Here is a 16,221-nt window from a genome sequence, read left to right as displayed (position 1 = left end):
CTCGAAGGCGAGGGCCGGCTGGTTGAGAGCGGTCATGACAGGGTGTTCCTTCCCCGGGTCAGCGAGAGCTGCAGGAGCGAGATGACGATGGCCACGACGAAGAAGAGCGCTGCGTTCGCCATCTGATACGCGTAGTCGCCGCCGTTGAAGCCGAGGATGATCGACATCGCGACGCTGCGGGTCGCGGTACCGGGGCCTCCGCCGGTGAGCCCGACGATGATGTCGTAGGCGTTCAGGAAGCCCTTGAAGCCCAGGATGATGTTGATCACCACGTACCCCGCGACGAGCGGGAGCGTGATGCGCAGCAGTTGCTGGGTCTTGCTCGCCCCGTCGAGGCCCGCGGCCTCGTAGACGTCGCCGGGGACGGAGAGGAGCCCCGCGATGTAGATGAGCAGCGTGCCGGGCACGGCCTGCCAGGCGGTGACGATCACGATCGCCACCCACGCCAGGTCGGGGTTGGCGAGCAGGCTCGTCTCGAGCCACGGGATGCCGAGGGCAGCCCCGGCCTGGGGCACCGAGTTGCTGAAGAGGAAATTGAAGACGTAGGCGATGATGATGCCCGAGATCACCATCGGGATGACGAACACCGTCCGCAGGGCCTTCGTGAACCGGATCTGCGAGGTGAGCCCGACCGCGAGCAGGAACGCGGCCACGTTGACCACGATGACCGTGGCCACCGAGAAGCCGAAGGTGAACAGGTACGCCTGCAGGATCGCCGGGTCGCTGAAGATCGCGATGTAGTTGGTCAGGCCCGTGAAGCTCCACTCCCCCAGCCCGATGGAGTCCGTGAAGCTGAAGAAGATGCCGATGAGACCCGGAACCGTGATCGCGAGCGTGAACAGCACGAGGGTCGGCAGCAGGAACAGGTAGTAGATCGGCTCGATCCGGCGGGAGCTGCGACGCGCGGTCGCTTTGCCCCCGGTGACGATCGTGGTGGTGGTGGTCATCGCGCGGCCTCCTCGCCAGCGGCATCGTTCGTCGAGGCCGGGGGCTGGCGGAACGCGAGGCGCGACCAGTCCTCGTCCATGGTGCGCAGGGTGGTCTCGGGCGCTGCGCCGAAGATCATCGCCTGCGCGTAGTTGAAGGTGGGGATCGTCTTGGGCACGAGCACCGAGGCGCCCTGGTAGATGCGGCCTTCGTCGTAGTACGGCACCATGCCCGCCACGCGCGGGTCGCTCGGCGACGGGGCGTCCGCCGTGGGCGCGAAGCCGAGCTGCGACTCGTTGTAGGCCTCGATCACCTCGGGGCGGTAGAGGTACTCGAGGAAGTCGCGAGCGGCATCCTGGTGATGCGATGCCTCGGGGATGATGGCGGCGAGGTCCATGTTGACGCGCACCTTAAGGTCGTCGGGGTCGTCGGTCATCGGCAGGGGGAAGGTACCGACCGGCAGGTCCGGCGCGGTCTTGGCGATCTCGCCGAGCGCCCACGGCCCCTGCAGGTACATCGCCGCCTGCCCCTGTGCGAAGGCGAGGTTCCCATCGCCGTAGGCCCGGCTCTCGGCATCCGCATTCGTGTAGTTCGTCGCGAGCTCGAGCATGCGGTCCATGGGCTGGGTGAAGTCCTTCGCGAACGACACCGACGAGTCGGGGCCGACCTGATCGCCCTCGGCGGCCAGGGAGTCGAAGAAGTCGAGCACGTCCAGCGAGCCCCCGACGGAGTAGTCGTACCAGCCCTGGGCGACGGTCCAGTCGTCTTTGAAGGTGCCGTAGAACGGGGTGATGCCGTTGGCCTTCAGGGTCTCGGACACCTCGAGGAGCTCGCCCCACGTGGTGGGGACCGACAGGCCGAGCTGGTCGAAGATCTGCGTGTTGTAGATGACGGATGCCGCCATCACCGAGTACGGCAGGGCGCTGGTGCGACCCGCGCACGAGCCGTACTGGTCCATGAGCGGCTGCAGGTCTTCGCGCACGCTCGCCGCCGCCGCGGTGCCGCTGAGGTCGGAGAGGGCGCAGCGCTGCACGAACCGGGCGACCTCGTAGTTGTAGTTCGCCAGCATGATGTCGGGCGGGTTGCCGCGGACGAAGCTGGCCGAGACGACGTCGACGCCGGAGCTGTCCATCTCGACGCGCACCCTGTCTTGAGAGGCGTTGTACTGCGCGACGACGTCGTTCATGAACGAGAGCGCCTCGCGTTTGCTGAAGGTGAAGCGGATGGTCTCGCGCCCATCGGCCGAGCAGCCCGCGAGCAGGCTCGCCCCGAGCACCCCCACCGCGGCCGCCGCGACCCACCGCCGGGTCGCCCTGGTCTTCGTCGACACCTGGTTCCTCCTCCGCCGCACTGCGAATATGTTGTGTTGATGACTAAATCTAGTCGCCAAATCAATGTCGTGCAGGCAGTATTGCAGGGGGAACACACGGCGGTCAAGAGCGACCGCCCGACGCGAAGAGAGGGCGGATGCCGATGGATGCCGTGACCGCGACGCCCTCGCTGCGACGTCACAGCCTCGACGCCGTGCTGCGCCACGCCTGGCAGGTCGACGCCTTCACCGCCAGCGACGTGATCGCCGCGATCGGGGTGACCCGCTCCACCGCCATCGACGTGCTCGACGAGCTGACCGCGCGGCGCCTGCTCGCGGAGATGCCCAACGCGCGCGCCGTCGGCGAGTACTCCAAGGGGCGCCCCGCGCGCCGTTTCGCCTTCCGGCCCGAGGCGGGCGTCGTGGTGGGGGTCGACGCGGGACGCGGGCATCTGACGGCCACGGTGGCCGACCTGCGCGGCGAGACGCTCGCGACCTCGCGCCTGACGGTCGACCCCGAGCGCGATTCGCCCGAACGGCGCCGGCGTGCGGCGGAGGCGACCGTGGAGGCGACCCTGAAACGCGCACGACGCGATCGCTCCGAGATCGTCGCGCTGTGCGCGGGGGTTCCCGCCCCGGTCGACCGCGAGGGCCGCTCCCCCGTGCACCACGACCGCTTCTGGGAACGGATGAACCCCGGCTTCATCGACACCTTCCAGAGCTGGTCGCCCGTGGTGCGGGTCGAGAACGACGCGACCCTGGCCGCGGTGGCCGAGCACGCGCGCGGGGCGGCCGCCGATTGCGACGACTTCGTCGCCCTCTTGGCCGGTGAACGCTTCGGCGCCGGGATCTGCCTCGACGGGCACCTCCTGCGCGGAAAGCACGGCGGCGCGGGAGAGACCGTGGCCTTCGACCGCGTCGAGGGCGTCGGCAGCGCCGAGGGGCTCGCGCCCCGCTGCGTCGAGGCGGCGCGGGCGGCACTGCGCTCCGGCTCGCTGCCCGCGCAGAGCGCCCTGCACGACATCGACCCCGCGGCGATCGACGCCAAGAGCGTGCTCGACCTCGCGGCATCCGGAGATCCAGGAGCCCTCGCCGTCGCTCGCGAGGTGGGGGGCGCCCTCGCCGGCGTCGTGGGCATCTTCGGGAGCCTGTTCGACGTGGATCGCGTGATCGTCTCCGGCGCCATCGCCGCGGGCGCGGCCCCCATCATCACGGCCGCCATCGACGCCCTCCCGCGCGCGCTCGACCTCCCCGCCCCCGCGATCGTCGCCTCGACCCTCGGCGCCGACATCGTCTCGATCGGCGCGGTCGCCGCCGCCGTCGACGCCGCACGCGATCACGCCCTCGACCTGCCGGTCTTCTCCCTCCCGGACGACCGCGCGCGAGCGTGACCCCCGGCATCCGCCCCCACAACCCCCCGCGTCGCCGCGGCGACGGAGGGATAGCGTCGAACTGCGCCGGCGCCGACCCGCCGGGCCGAGGAGAATCCATGCCCGCGTGGCCCGAACACGTCATCTGGTGGCACGTCTACCCGCTGGGATTCGTCGGTGCGCCGATCCGTGACGGCGTGGATCCGGATGCCGACCCGGTGCACCGTCTCGACCGCCTCGACCCGTGGCTCGACCACGTCATCGAGCTGGGGCTCAACGGTCTGCTCCTGGGCCCGGTGTTCGCGTCGGAGACACACGGCTACGACACCGTCGACCACCTCCGCATCGACCCACGACTCGGCGACACCGCTGATCTCGACCGACTCGTCTCCGCGGCGCGTGGGCGTGGCATCCGGGTCCTTCTCGACGGCGTCTTCAACCACGTCGGGCGGGGGCACCCGGCGTTCCGCGACCTGCGGGAGGACGGGCCGAGCCTGTTCCGGGGGCGGTGGGTCGACGGGCGCTTCGAGCCCGAGGTCTTCGAGGGGCACGACGCCCTCGTCGCGCTGGATCACGCGTCTGCCGACGTCGTCGATCTCGTGGTGGAGGTCATGTGTCACTGGCTCGACCACGGGATCGACGGATGGAGACTGGATGCCGCGTACGCGGTGCCGTCGTCGTTCTGGGCCCAGGTGCTTCCGCGGGTGCGCGAGCGCTTCCCCGACGCATGGTTCCTGGGCGAGGCCATCCACGGCGACGGTCCGCAGATCGTGCGGGAATCGACTATCGACTCGCTGACGCAGTACGAGCTGTGGCAGGGGATCTGGCACGGCATGTCCGACGGCAACCTCTTCGAGCTCAGCCACGCCATCGAGCGGGATGACGAGTTGCTGTCGACCTACGCCCCGCAGACCTTCGTCGGCAACCACGATGTCAGCCGTATCGCCTCGGCGGTGGGCGCGGATCTCGTGCCGCACGCCCTCGCGGTGCTGTTCACCGTCGCGGGAACGCCCTCGGTGTACGCCGGCGACGAGTTCGGGTGGACCGGGGTGAAAGAGGAGCGGCTCGGCGGCGACGATGCGGTGCGCCCGGAGTTCCCCGCGCGCCCCGACGAGGTCGATCCCGACGAGGGCATCCTGCGGGTGCACCGGGAACTGATCGCGCTGCGGCGCCGCAAACCATGGCTCTGGCGCGCGCACACCGACGTGATCGAGGTGACAAACACGGCGATCGCTCTGCGCACGGCCGTGGGAGACGACGCCGTGGTGGTGGCGCTGAACATCGGCGACGAGCCCGTATCGCTGCCGGTCGCCGACGGACGGCAGCTGGTCACGGGCGAGGGCGCGCCGGCGGACGGCCGGATCGAGCTGGGCCCGCGAGGGTGGGCGGTACTGGAGGCCTGAGCGCGGCGCGCTGATCCTCGCGCCCTGGCCGCGGCGCGAGGTCCCTGGACCCGCGCACCGAGGCCCCTGAGCCCGCGCACCGAGGTCCCTGAGCCTGTCGAAGGGACCGGGCTCCGCAGCACGCCCGGTGACGTCGACACGCTCAGCCACCTCTACCCCGCGCTGTGTCGAAGAATCGTGCCGCCTGCGCGAGTCAGCCCCCGGCGCGGAAGCGGTGCTCGGGGCGACCGGTGGTGCCGTAGCGCAGACTCACCTGCACGAGGCCCCTCTCGGCGAGGGCGGTCAAGTGGCGTTGCGCCGTCGCGCGCGAGACGCCGATGCGCTCGGCCACCTCGGTCGCCGAGGCCTCGTCAGCGCCGAGGGCGGCGAGCACGGTCTGCTCGGTCGCGGATCGGGCGAGAGAGGCACCCTCGCGCTCCCCGCGCATGACCGAGGCTGCGCGGTCGATGTCGTCCTGCGACAGGGGCCGCGGGCTCGCGAGGAGGTTGCGGTACCGCGCGTACCGGTCGAGGCGTTCCGCCAGCACCCGCGTGTCGAAGGGCTTCACGAGGAAGGCGAGGGCCCCGGCGGTGAACGCCCGGCGCACGGTCGCGGCATCCGTCGCCGCCGACAGGACGAACGCGTCGACGCCGGCCGAGCGCACCAACTCGATGCCGTCGCCGTCGGGGAGGTAGACGTCGGCCAGCAGCAGGTCGGGAGCGTGCGCGGCGAGCGCGGCGCGGGCCTCGCCGACGGTGCGCGCGGGCTCGAGCGCGACGAACCCCGGGCGCGCGGTCACGGCGTCGCGGTGCAGTCCCGCGACCCGGAAGTCATCGTCGACGACGAGGACGCGGATGTCTGTCATTCGGTTTCTCCTCGGGTCACGCCGGGCAGTCTCGCGGCCACGACGGCGCCGTGACCGTCGCCTCCCGGGTCGACGACCCAGACGTCGCCGCCGCGCCGACGGGCGAACTCGCGCGACAGGCGGAGGCCGATGCCGAGTCCGTGCACCGCGGAAGGGTCGTCGCTCCGCTCTCGCGGGAGGAAGGCGGCCTCGGGGTCGGCGATACCCGCCCCCGTGTCGCCGACCGTGAGCACGACGGCATCCCCGTCGCCGAGCACCGCCACCTCGACCTCTCGGGGTGCCGGCGCCGCCGCTGCCGCCGTCACGGCGTTGTCGACGAGGTTGCCGAGGACGGCCACGACGTCCTCGACCTCGTCGATCGGAGTGCGCAGGAACGTCTCGTCGGCGACGCGCAGCACCACGCCGCGCTCGCGGGCCGAGAGGGCCTTCGCCCCCAGGAACGACTGCAGCATCGCATCGCCCACGAGGTCGATCCCGGGGACCGCCCAATCGACCGAACCCCGGTCGACGAGATCGGCGAGGAAGGCGCGAGCCTCGTCGATGCGCCCCGCGTCGAGCAGACCGACCGCCGCGTGCAGCCGGTTGGCGTTCTCGTGCCGCTGCACGCGCAGCGCGTCGCCCATCGCGCGGACGCTGTCGAGCCGCCCCGAGAGCGCCATGACGTCGGTGCGGTCGCGAAGGGTCGCCACGCGTCCGAAGGTGCGGGCCCCGCGTCGCACCGGGCGCACGTCGACGAACACCACGCGGTCGCCCAGCGGAAGCCCGGTGGAGGCACCGGTGCCCGACAGTGCGGCGGTGACGGCCGGGGGCAGCCCGAGCTCGCGCACCGACCGACCCACGGCATCCGTCACTCCGAGAAGCCGTTCGGCGGCAGCCGTGCACACACGTACGACGCCCGTGTCGTCGAGGGCGACCACCCCTTCATCGGCGCTCTCGAGCACGGCGGTCTGCGTCTGGACGAGCGAGACCAGCTCCTCGGGCTGCACGCCGAGAGTGAGCCGCTCGAGGCGGCGGCGCATGAGCAGCGCGACCACGGCGCCGATCGCGACGGCGAGCGCCACGGCCACGGCGATCCCGCCGATGAGGGCCGGGAGGTCGTCGAAGACGCTCGCTCGCTCGAACCCGACGCTGACCTCCCCCACCGGGGATCCCCCACCGGGCGGGTAGATCGGCACCTTCGCGCGGGCGGACTCACCGAGCGTCCCCGTCTCCCACGTGACCACCTCTCGCCCCGCCAACGCGTCCGCGAAGCTCGTGCTCACGACCTCTCCGAGACGATCGGGATCGGGATGGGCCAGACGGATGCCGTGATCGTCGGTGATCACGACGAACAGGCCCTCCGTGCGGGTGGTGACGTCGGTGGCGTACCGCTGCAGCAGGCCGTCGCGCAGGCCCGCGGCATTCGGGGTGCCGGGATCGGCGGAGTACGTCTCGACGAGGTCGCGCACCTCGGGGGCTTCGGCGACGGACCGGGCGATGTTCAGCGCCGAGGAATCGGTCTCGGCCTTCAGCTGCTGCACGCCGAGCCAGGCGAAGACGGCGGTGCACACGGCGACGACGGCCACCTGCGTGGCGACCTGCACGACCAGCATGCGCGTGGCGAACCGCATCCGCACCTCCCGCCTCGACTCTCGTGCGCGAAATGCGCAGAACACACGGTACGCGCATAACCGTCCGCAATGCGAGCAAGAGCGCGCGGGCGTGCCCGGCGCCCGTAGTGTCACCGGATCGAGCGCGAGAGTCGCGCCCGTCACGACGAAGGAGTCGCGATGACCCCCCTGATCCTTGCGGCCGATGCGGCCGAGTACCCGGTGGCCTACACGCCCGCCGACGGGGTGCTCGTGGCCCTCGGCTTCCTCATGGTCCTGTCGTTCATGGCCCTGATCATGACGCGGCGCTTGACCCCGATGGTCGCCCTGATCGTCGTGCCGACCGTGTTCGGTCTCATCGCCGGCGCGGGCCTGGGTCTCGGGGACATGGTGATCGACGCGATCAGCAAGATGGCGCCGACGGCGGCGCTGCTGATGTTCGCGATCATGTACTTCGGCATCATGATCGACGTCGGCCTGTTCGACCCGCTGATCCGCGTGATCACGCGCGTGCTCGGCAATGACCCGGCCAAGATCGTGCTCGGCACGGCGATCCTCGCGGGCGCCGTCTCGCTCGACGGCGACGGCTCGACCACCTTCATCATCACCACCTCGGCGATGCTTCCGCTCTACCTGCGCCTGGGCATGAGCCCCGTCGTGCTCACCTGCGTCGCGGGTCTGATGAACGGCACGATGAACATCGTCCCGTGGGGTGGCCCGACCGTCCGCGCGGCCACCGCGCTGGGCCTTCAGCCCACCGACGTCTTCGTGCCGATGATCCCCTCGCTGCTCGCCGGCCTGGTCGTCTCGCTCGCCTTCGCCTGGTTCCTCGGCCTGTCGGAGCGCAAGCGCCTGGCCGGATCCGTCGACACCGCCAAGATCGACGGCCCCGGAGGCTTCGGCCGCCTGGGTGCCCCGAAGATCTTCCGCGGAGCGGAGCCCAAGCCCGGAGCCGTCGCATCGCTTCGCACCGGCAACATCGTCACCGTCCGCGGCGGACGCGATGCCGTCGCCGCCGCGCAGCTGGTCGACACCGCCGACACCGCCATGGCGGACACGATGCTCGACCCGAACCGCGCCACGCTGCGCCCCCGGCTGATCTGGTTCAACCTCGCTCTCACGGTCGCGGTCATGGTGCTGCTGGTGATGGACCTCTTCCCGCTGGCCTTCGTCTTCATGGTCGGAGCCGCGATCGCCCTCATCGTGAACTTCCCCAAGCTCCGCTCGCAGGCCGACGAGATCGTCGCTCACGCACCGAGCATCGTCGGGGTCGTGTCGATGGTGCTCGCCGCCGGTGTGCTGGTCGGCGTGCTGAACGGCACCGGCATGGTCACCGCGATGGCGTCGTGGATCACCGAGGTCATCCCCTCGTCGATGGGCCCGTTCCTCGCCGTGATCACCGGCGTGCTGTCGATCCCGTTCACGTTCTTCATGTCGAACGACGCGTTCTACTTCGGCATCCTCCCGGTGCTCGCCGAGAGCGCGGCGAACTACGGCATCGCCCCGGTCGAGATGGCGCGGGCGTCCATCACCGGCCAGCCCGTGCACCTGCAGAGCCCGCTGGTCCCCGCGATCCTGCTGCTCGTCTCGCTCGCCGGCGTCAATCTCGGCGACCACCACAAGAAGGTGCTGTGGCGGGCGACGGTCGTCTCGCTCGTCATGCTCGCCGTCGGCGTGCTCGTGGGCGCGGTGCCCTTGCTGGGCTGACACCCGGAACACGACGAGACCCCGGATGCCATGGCATCCGGGGTCTTCTCGCTCTCACCCTCGCCCCTCACGTCGTCGCGGATCGGCCCTGGAGAGCGAAGCGGACCGCCGCGACCACCTCCGGCATCGCGCCGTCGCGGACGAACAGGGGGATGCGCTCGAGAGGGGCGTCCACCTCGATCTCTTCCCCGCCGCGGTGAACAGCCCCGGTCCACAGGTCGGTCCAGTCCGCGCCGGCCGGCAGCATCACGTTCCGGGCTCGGATGCCGGGCTCGACGACGGGAGCCACGAGCAGATCCGGGCCGAGCAGGTATTGGTCCTTCACACTCCAGGACCGGGCGTCGGCCGGGAACTCGTGGAACAGCCCCCGCAGCACCGGCTGACCGTCGTCGTGCGCGTCGCGCATGACCGTGCGCAGGTACGGGCGCAGGGCCTCGCGCGCGAAGAGGTAGCGCTCCAGGATCGGCGCGGCCTCGTCGCCGAAGCTCCACACCTCGTTGGGCCCGCCGGTCGGCGAGCGCCGTGACCCGTCGGCGGCGTACACCTCTCGCGTGGGCAGGCGATCGCCGTGCAGGCGCATCACCGGGCTGAACGCCCCGAACTGGAACCATCGCACGAGCAACTCGCGGAAACCCTCGTCGTCGGGGTCTCCGTGGTGGAAGCCGCCGATGTCGGTGGTGAACCACGGGATGCCCGCGACGCCCATGTGGATCCCGGCCGTGATTTGCGCGCGCAGCGCTGCGAAGGTCGAGGCGATGTCGCCCGACCACACCAGGGCTCCGTACCGCTGCGATCCGGCCCAGGCCGTGCGCAGCAGGTTCACGACCTCGGTCTCACCGTCGCCCCACTGCCCCTCGGCGAAGGCGCGTGCGTAGTGCTGCGGGTACAGGTTGCCCACCTGCGCGACCGGACCCGCGTGATACCGATAGTTGTCGTAGTCGTAGAGCCCGAACTCGGGTTCGGCCTCGTCGAGCCAGAAGGTGCGGATGCCGTGCCGCCCGTAGTTCTGACGGCATCGCTGCCACACGAAGTCGCGTGCACGCGGGTTCGTCGCGTCGAGGAAGGCGCTCGGACCCTCGAAGGACATGTGCACGTCGAGCCCGCGCTCGGCACGGACGAGGAGGTTCTCCTTCTTCATGCGCGCGTAGTTCTCGCTCTCGAGCGACACCTGCGGCCAGACCGACACCATCAGCTCGACGCCGAGGCTGTCGAGCTCGCGCACCATCGCCTCGGGGTCGGGCCAGAACTCGTCCTCGAAGCGGAAGTCGCCCATCTTCGGCCAGTGGAAGAAGTCGGCGACGATCACGTCGAGCGGCAGTCCGCGGCGGGTGTGCTCCCGGGCGACGGCGAGCAGCTCGTCCTGCGAGGAGTACCGCAGCTTGCACTGCCAGAACCCCAGACCGCGCTCGGGCATCATCGGGGCGTGCCCCGTGGCATCCGCGTACGCCCGCGCGATCTCACGCGGCGTCTGTCCCGCGGTCACCCAGTAGTCGAGCTGCTCGGTCGACTCGGCCTCCCATCGGGTGCCGTTCGCGGCGAACGTCGCCCTCCCGATCGCCGGGTTGTGCCAGAGGAAGCCGTAACCGCGGCTCGACATCACGAACGGAACGCTCGACTGCGAGTTGCGATGCGCGAGCTCGAGGGAGCACCCCTTCAGGTCCAGAACGTCCTGCTGGTACTGCCCCATGCCGTACAGCCGCTCGTCGGCGGCGGTCTCGAACGACGCGGTCAGTCGCACGTCGCCGCCGAGGATCGGTCGGTGCTCTCGCGCCACGAGGGCCAGCGACCCGCCGGCATCCCTCTCCTGGAAGAGCAGACGGCCCGAGGCGTCGAAGAAGGCGAGATGGCAGAAGTTGCGGTCGTATCCGGTCTGCAGCTGGATGCCGGTGCTCGAGGTCGCCACCACCCGCAGGCGCCCGTTCGTCAGGGTCGCCCGCTCTGCGTCGACCTCGATCGTCGCGTCGACGGGATCGGCGGGAAGGAGCGCCCAGTCATGGTCGGCGACGTCGTGCATGAGGCGCGCACGCACGCGGACGCTGTCTCGGCCCCACGGCTCGATCAGCACGGTCTCGCCGTCCCCGCGCCAGAGGAGGCGTGTCCCGTCGACGCAGAAGTGCGCGGTGACGGCGGTCACACGCGCGCCTCGACGTCTGCAGCGCCCGTGGCGCGGGCCGCGCGACGGCGTTCGACGTGGTCGTGCGCGAAGACCAGGTACACGCTCGCGGTCCAGGTGTAGGCGCGGTCGCGGAGCCCCTCGCCGGTCAGGGCGTCGAAGTTCTCGGCGAAGCCGGAGCGCTCGCACAGGGCGCGGAACCGCTCGCTGATCGTGTCGGCGAGCGCGTCGCGACCGCCGCGGCGCAGCCCCTCCTCGATGAGCATCGTCGAGGGTGCCCAGATGGGTCCCCTCCAGTACCCGTCGCTCTCGTACTCCTCCGTGTCGATGCGCTGGGTCGCCGGTCCCCACTCGGTAAGGTGCGCCGCGATCCCGTCGGCGAGCGTGTCGACCACCTCGCCGGGCAGCCGCGGCGAGGCGAGCACGGGCAGCAGATTGAGCAGGCTCGTGCGCTTGCTGCGCGCACGGCTCAGAGCGCCCACGGCGAAGAAGCCGTCGGCGTCGCGCAGCTCGGTCAAGAGCGCCAGCTCCACTCGGTCGCGTTCGTCGCGCCAGTGGGCTGCGTCGTCGAGCCCGAGCTCGTCGGCGAGGTCGGCGACGACGTCGAGCTGCACGGCGAGGAAGGCCGCGAGGTCGGGCGCCTCGATGACGCGGTCGTGGTCGAAGGTCGTGGAGTTGTCCCAGCCACTGTCGTTGCCGTGCTGGTAGTAAGGCAGTGCGCGACCCGCGACCGTGCGCGAATCGAGCCAGAACCGCGACCAGCGCGCGAGTCGCGCGTAGACCGTCTCGAGCTCGACCCGGCCGAGGGGGCGGCCCAGCCGTTCGCGCAGGCGGGTCAGCGCCCACCCGTGGATCGGCGGCTTGACGAAGTTGTAGAGCACCTCGGAGTGGGTGATCGAATCGGGCATCGCACCCGCGGCATCCTGATGGTCGAACGGCGCCAAGAACTGGTCGAGCGCCAGCTCGGGGGCCCCGGGCGCGAGGGCCAGGGCGTTGAAGGTGTGATCCCAGCTCCAGACCTTGTCCATCCAGTGCTTCGACATCAGCACCGACTCTCGAGTCACGAAGCCCGCGGGCGCCACCGTGGCCGACCACAGCACGTAGGCGGCGAGCGCCACGGCAGGGGTGTCATCGGTTCGCCACCCGCCGACCGCGGCCAGGTACTCCTCGAACTCCTCCCTCACGCGCTGCGCCACCTCGGCGAAGGTCTCGAACGAGGTGAATGCCGGCGCTGCGGTCTCGATCTGCTCGACCGCGACCTCCCACCCGTCAGCGCCGCTCACCGTCACCGCGCGCACGCTCTGGCCGAGGGCCTCCTCCCCCTCGGCGGAGGCCGAACCCGTCAGCACGCTGATGCGGTAGCGCCGGCCCGTCTCGTACGAGGTGAACACCCACGATCCGTCGCGGGGCTCGCGGAAGAAGTACGAGCCGGTGAACGGGGTGAGCTCCTCAGCGGCATCCGAGAGAACGAGATCGGCCCCGGCACCCTTCAGTCGCACCACGTCGACCGACTCGAACACCGCCGAGGCGACGGCCTCTCCCCCGACCAGCCACGACAGCGTCGAGGGGTCGGCCGAGGTCTCGGCATCCACCGACGAACCGTCCCGGCGCAGAGACAGACGCAGCACCGCGTGCATCCCGGTGAGGTGCGACACGAGGTGGACGTCATCGACGCGGCGGTGCAGCCCGATCACGGGCGACAGGTTCATCCACGATCCGCGACGGCTGAAGGGGATTTCGCGCACGTCGAACGACGGCAGGGAGGGAACGGACACGAAGAGCCTTTCGAGGGTCAGTCTTTGACAGCGCCGGCGGTGACACCGGCCGCCACGTAACGCTGAGCGAGGATGAGCAGGACGGCGGCGGGAATGGATGCCACGACGGCGGTCGCCATGATCGCGTTCCACTCCTGGTTGTTGTTGCCGATGTAGCGGTAGATGCCGATCGTGATGGGCTGCAGCTTGCCTCCGCTGTTCAGGGTCGAGGCGAAGATGAAGTCCGACCACGACCACAGGAACGCGAACAGCGACACCGTCACGATCGAGTTGCGGCTCACGGGCAGCACGATCGAGCGGAAGGTGCGCCACGTTCCGGCCCCGTCGATGCGGGCGGCGGCGAGCAGTTCGTCGGGGATGCCGCGCATGAACGCGGTGAAGATGAGCACGCCGAACGGCACCGCGAGCGTGGAGTCGGCGAGGATCAGCCCCGGCACGGTGTTGAGGATCCCGGCGTTGAGGTAGATCGCGTAGAACCCCATCGCCATGATGATCCCCGGGATCATCTGCGCGATGAGCAACGCGAAGCTCAACGCGTTGCCGCCGCGCGGGCGCAGTTTGGCGAGGGCGTAGGCCGCCGGAGCCGACAGCACGAGGGTCAGCACCACCGTGCCGACACCGATGACGAAGCTCGTGCCCAGGTAGGGCAGCTGGTCGGACACCACCTTCTCGTACCCCTCGAAGGTCGGGGTGAGCGGGAGCAGGTCGGGCGGCGACTTGCGCATGTCGCTCTGCGGGGTGAGCGAGACATTGATCATCCAGTAGATCGGGAACAGCATGATCCCGGTCAGAACCACCCCCACGAGGGTGATCCACCACGGTCGACGTTTCATCAGACCTCCAGACGGCGCTGGGCGCGGATGTAGATCAGCCCGAACACGAGGGCGATCACGATGAGCAGGTTGCCGACCGCGGCTGCGGGACTGAGATCGGGCAGGGCCGAACCGAAGCCCAACCGGTAGGACCAGATCGCGAACGTGGTGGAGCTGGAGCCCGGACCGCCGCGCGTCATGATCCAGATGATGTCGAACACTTTCAGCGTGTAGACCAGCCCCAAGAGGATGGTGATCGCCGAGACCGGGCGCAGCAGCGGGAAGGTGATGCGCCAGAACTTCTGCCACGCGTTCGCCCCGTCGATGGATGCCGCCTCGTAGATGTCGGTCGAGATGTTCTGCAGGCCGCTGTAGAGGATGACGAGGTTGAACGGCACGCCGATCCAGATGTTCGCGATGAGGACCGACACCAGCGCCCACTGCGGGGACGTCAGCCAGTTCACCGGATCGATGCCCGCCGCGCTGAGAGCGGCGTTGACCACTCCCGAGTCGGAATTGAGCATCCACGACCACGCCGAGGCCGAGACCAGCAGCGGCAGCAGCCACGGCACGAGGAAGAGCGCGCGAAGCGTCGCCGAAAGCGGGAAGCGCTGGAAGAAGAACACCGCCAGCGCCATGCCGATCGAGTACTGGAACGCGATCGAGACGAGGGTGAACGTAGCGGTGTTGGCGAGGGCCGGCCAGAAGGTGGGGTCCTGGAAGATCGCGACGTAGTTGGCGAACCAGACGAAGGGCGCGTTCCCGTCGATGAACGAGCGGACCGTATAGTCGCGCAGGCTCAGGTCGAGGTTGCGGTAGAGCGGATAGGCGTAGAAGACGACCAGGTAGACGACGACGGGGGCGAGGAACGCCCACGCCGCCCACTGCCCCCGGCGCCGCGGACGGCGACCGGGGGTGGGGAGGGCAGCGGATCTCTCCGCCGCCCTCCCGGTGTCGCCGGTGCCCGTCGAAGCAGTGATCTGCGTCGCGGTCATGTCGGCGTACCCCTTTCGATGGATGGGATCACTTGGACGAGGCGGCCTGCTGAGCCGCCTTCAGGGCGTCCTGCGGCGACTGGGCGCCGGTGAGGGAGTTCTGCACCGCTGTCCACAATTGCTCGGAGATGACCGGGTACTTCACACCGAGGTTGTCTCCGGTACGCGCCTTGGCGGCACCGACGGCCTCGATCCAGGGCTCGAGCGTGGGATCCTTCGCGAGCTGCGCCTTCTGCGCCTCGGGAGTCGCGGCGATGTAGTTCAACGTGTTGTCGGTGTCGACCACGTTCGCGGTGCTGGTGAGGCACTCGACGATCTTCGACGAGGTGGCATAGCGGGCGGAATCCTTCTGGACCGGCAGCGTCAGGAACTCGCCTCCGGTGGGAGCCGGTGCCGCGCCGCCCTTGGCCGCGGGGATGGGTATGACCTCGTAGCCCGCCTTGGCCGCGCCGGCCTTCTGCCAGGTGCCGTTCTCGGCGAAACCGAAGTCGCCGGTCTGGAACTCCTGCCAGCTGGTGGTCTGCGTGTTGTTGATGACCGAGTTCGGCGCCCAGCCCTTCTTCACCCAATCCGTCCAGAGCTGCACGGCCGAAACGGCCTGCGAGGAGTCGAGCTGCGTGAGGTCGGCGCCCGCTCCCCAGAACCAGGGCAGGAACTGGAAGCTGCCCTCTTCGGTGCCGATCCCCGAGAAGGTGATGCCCTTCTTACCGGATGCCACGACCTTCTCGATCGCGCTGTTCAGGCTCGACCAGTCCTTGATGGAGGACGGGTCGACGCCCGCGGCGCTGAGAACGGTGGGGTTGTAGTACAGGGCGAGGGTGTTCGCCCCGATCGGGACGCCGTAGGTCTTCCCGTCGACGACCGAGGCGCCGAGGATGTTCTCGGCGACGTCGCCGACCTGCAGGCCGTTCTCGTCGGTCGAGGTGACGATGCCCGCCTCGACCAGCGTCGAGACCGCGGGGTTGTCGATCAGCAGGATGTCGGGCGAATCGCCCTGCTGTCCGGCGAGGAGGGCCTTGCTGGTCAGGTCGCTGGTGTCGAAACCGGTGCGTTCGACGGTGACGCCGGCGTCGGCCGCGCATTTGTCGATGACTTTGGCCCAGTCCGAGCTGGCGTCGTACTGCGGGTACGGGTCCCAGAAGGTGTAGGTGCCGCCGGCGGCGTCGGTGCTACCGGAACCTCCGGCGCCACCGCCGGAGCAACCGGCCAGGACACCGACGGCGACGGCGCCGATGGCGAGCGCTCCGAGAGCGCGGGTACGGGTGATTGACGTGCTCACTTGCGATTTCCTCTCTGAAATGTGACTGCGTTGTCGTGCGAGTGACGCGTTGAACCGGTTCGACGATGAGCCGAAGAGAACGGGGCGCGTCTACCGCC

The 16,221-nt window shown here is 69.8% G+C and carries 12 protein-coding genes; 3 read left to right on the top strand and 9 right to left on the bottom strand.

Features of this window, described 5'->3' with window-relative positions:
* Positions 1 to 32 precede the first annotated feature (32 nt).
* Positions 33 to 947, bottom strand: a complete 915-nt coding sequence (locus tag MTE01_RS15800; RefSeq protein WP_094736161.1) for a carbohydrate ABC transporter permease — start codon at positions 945 to 947, stop codon at positions 33 to 35.
* Positions 944 to 2,257 (bottom strand): ABC transporter substrate-binding protein, encoded by a 1,314-nt coding sequence (locus MTE01_RS15795; protein ID WP_170210726.1) that lies wholly within the window; start codon positions 2,255 to 2,257, stop codon positions 944 to 946. The genes MTE01_RS15800 and MTE01_RS15795 overlap by 4 nt, the downstream gene beginning before the upstream one ends.
* Before the next feature lie 137 nt (positions 2,258 to 2,394).
* On the opposite strand from MTE01_RS15795, the gene MTE01_RS15790 reads away from it, so the two are divergent.
* Together MTE01_RS15790 and MTE01_RS15785 are read left to right on the top strand one after the other, a co-directional pair.
* A complete protein-coding gene (locus MTE01_RS15790) occupies positions 2,395 to 3,627 on the top strand; it encodes an ROK family protein (RefSeq protein ID WP_246078337.1) in 1,233 nt (410 codons plus the stop codon).
* 98 nt (positions 3,628 to 3,725) lie between these two features.
* Positions 3,726 to 5,009: an alpha-amylase family glycosyl hydrolase gene (locus MTE01_RS15785; protein WP_141378326.1), complete on the top strand. Its 1,284-nt coding sequence runs from the start codon at positions 3,726 to 3,728 to the stop codon at positions 5,007 to 5,009.
* 193 nt (positions 5,010 to 5,202) lie between these two features.
* Here MTE01_RS15785 and MTE01_RS15780 read toward each other — a convergent pair whose 3' ends face one another.
* Both MTE01_RS15780 and MTE01_RS15775 read right to left on the bottom strand, forming a co-directional pair.
* Positions 5,203 to 5,853 carry a response regulator gene (locus MTE01_RS15780; RefSeq protein ID WP_103208498.1) on the bottom strand — a complete coding sequence of 217 codons (651 nt, stop codon included), beginning with the start codon at positions 5,851 to 5,853 and terminating at the stop codon, positions 5,203 to 5,205.
* Positions 5,850 to 7,463: a sensor histidine kinase gene (locus MTE01_RS15775; RefSeq protein WP_174799717.1), complete on the bottom strand. Its 1,614-nt coding sequence runs from the start codon at positions 7,461 to 7,463 to the stop codon at positions 5,850 to 5,852. Before MTE01_RS15775 ends, MTE01_RS15780 begins: the two co-directional genes overlap by 4 nt.
* Before the next feature lie 159 nt (positions 7,464 to 7,622).
* Here MTE01_RS15775 and citH point away from each other — a divergent pair, with 159 nt between their 5' ends.
* On the top strand, positions 7,623 to 9,149 hold the full coding sequence (gene citH / locus MTE01_RS15770) for a citrate transporter CitH (protein WP_103208496.1): 1,527 nt from the start codon (positions 7,623 to 7,625) through the stop codon (positions 9,147 to 9,149).
* A 67-nt stretch (positions 9,150 to 9,216) separates the two neighbouring features.
* Here citH and MTE01_RS15765 read toward each other — a convergent pair whose 3' ends face one another.
* From MTE01_RS15765 to MTE01_RS15745, 5 genes are read right to left on the bottom strand one after another with little or no spacing between them, the layout of a single operon-like run.
* Positions 9,217 to 11,283: a glycoside hydrolase family 31 protein gene (locus MTE01_RS15765; RefSeq protein WP_116239378.1), complete on the bottom strand. Its 2,067-nt coding sequence runs from the start codon at positions 11,281 to 11,283 to the stop codon at positions 9,217 to 9,219.
* Complete coding sequence (locus tag MTE01_RS15760; protein WP_141378325.1) at positions 11,280 to 13,037, bottom strand: amylo-alpha-1,6-glucosidase; 1,758 nt, start codon at positions 13,035 to 13,037, stop codon at positions 11,280 to 11,282. The genes MTE01_RS15765 and MTE01_RS15760 overlap by 4 nt, the downstream gene beginning before the upstream one ends.
* 17 nt (positions 13,038 to 13,054) lie before the next feature.
* Positions 13,055 to 13,870 (bottom strand): carbohydrate ABC transporter permease, encoded by an 816-nt coding sequence (locus MTE01_RS15755; RefSeq protein WP_174799716.1) that lies wholly within the window; start codon positions 13,868 to 13,870, stop codon positions 13,055 to 13,057.
* Positions 13,870 to 14,844 (bottom strand): carbohydrate ABC transporter permease, encoded by a 975-nt coding sequence (locus MTE01_RS15750; protein WP_103208490.1) that lies wholly within the window; start codon positions 14,842 to 14,844, stop codon positions 13,870 to 13,872. Before MTE01_RS15750 ends, MTE01_RS15755 begins: the two co-directional genes overlap by 1 nt.
* 28 nt (positions 14,845 to 14,872) lie before the next feature.
* Complete coding sequence (locus MTE01_RS15745; protein ID WP_141378324.1) at positions 14,873 to 16,123, bottom strand: sugar ABC transporter substrate-binding protein; 1,251 nt, start codon at positions 16,121 to 16,123, stop codon at positions 14,873 to 14,875.
* Between the last annotated feature and the right edge of the window lie 98 nt (positions 16,124 to 16,221).

This window comes from Microbacterium testaceum (assembly GCF_006539145.1).
GTDB lineage: Bacteria > Actinomycetota > Actinomycetes > Actinomycetales > Microbacteriaceae > Microbacterium > Microbacterium testaceum.
The sequence above is the reverse complement of the archived record's forward strand: the minus strand, read 5'-3'. Positions and strand labels throughout refer to the sequence as shown.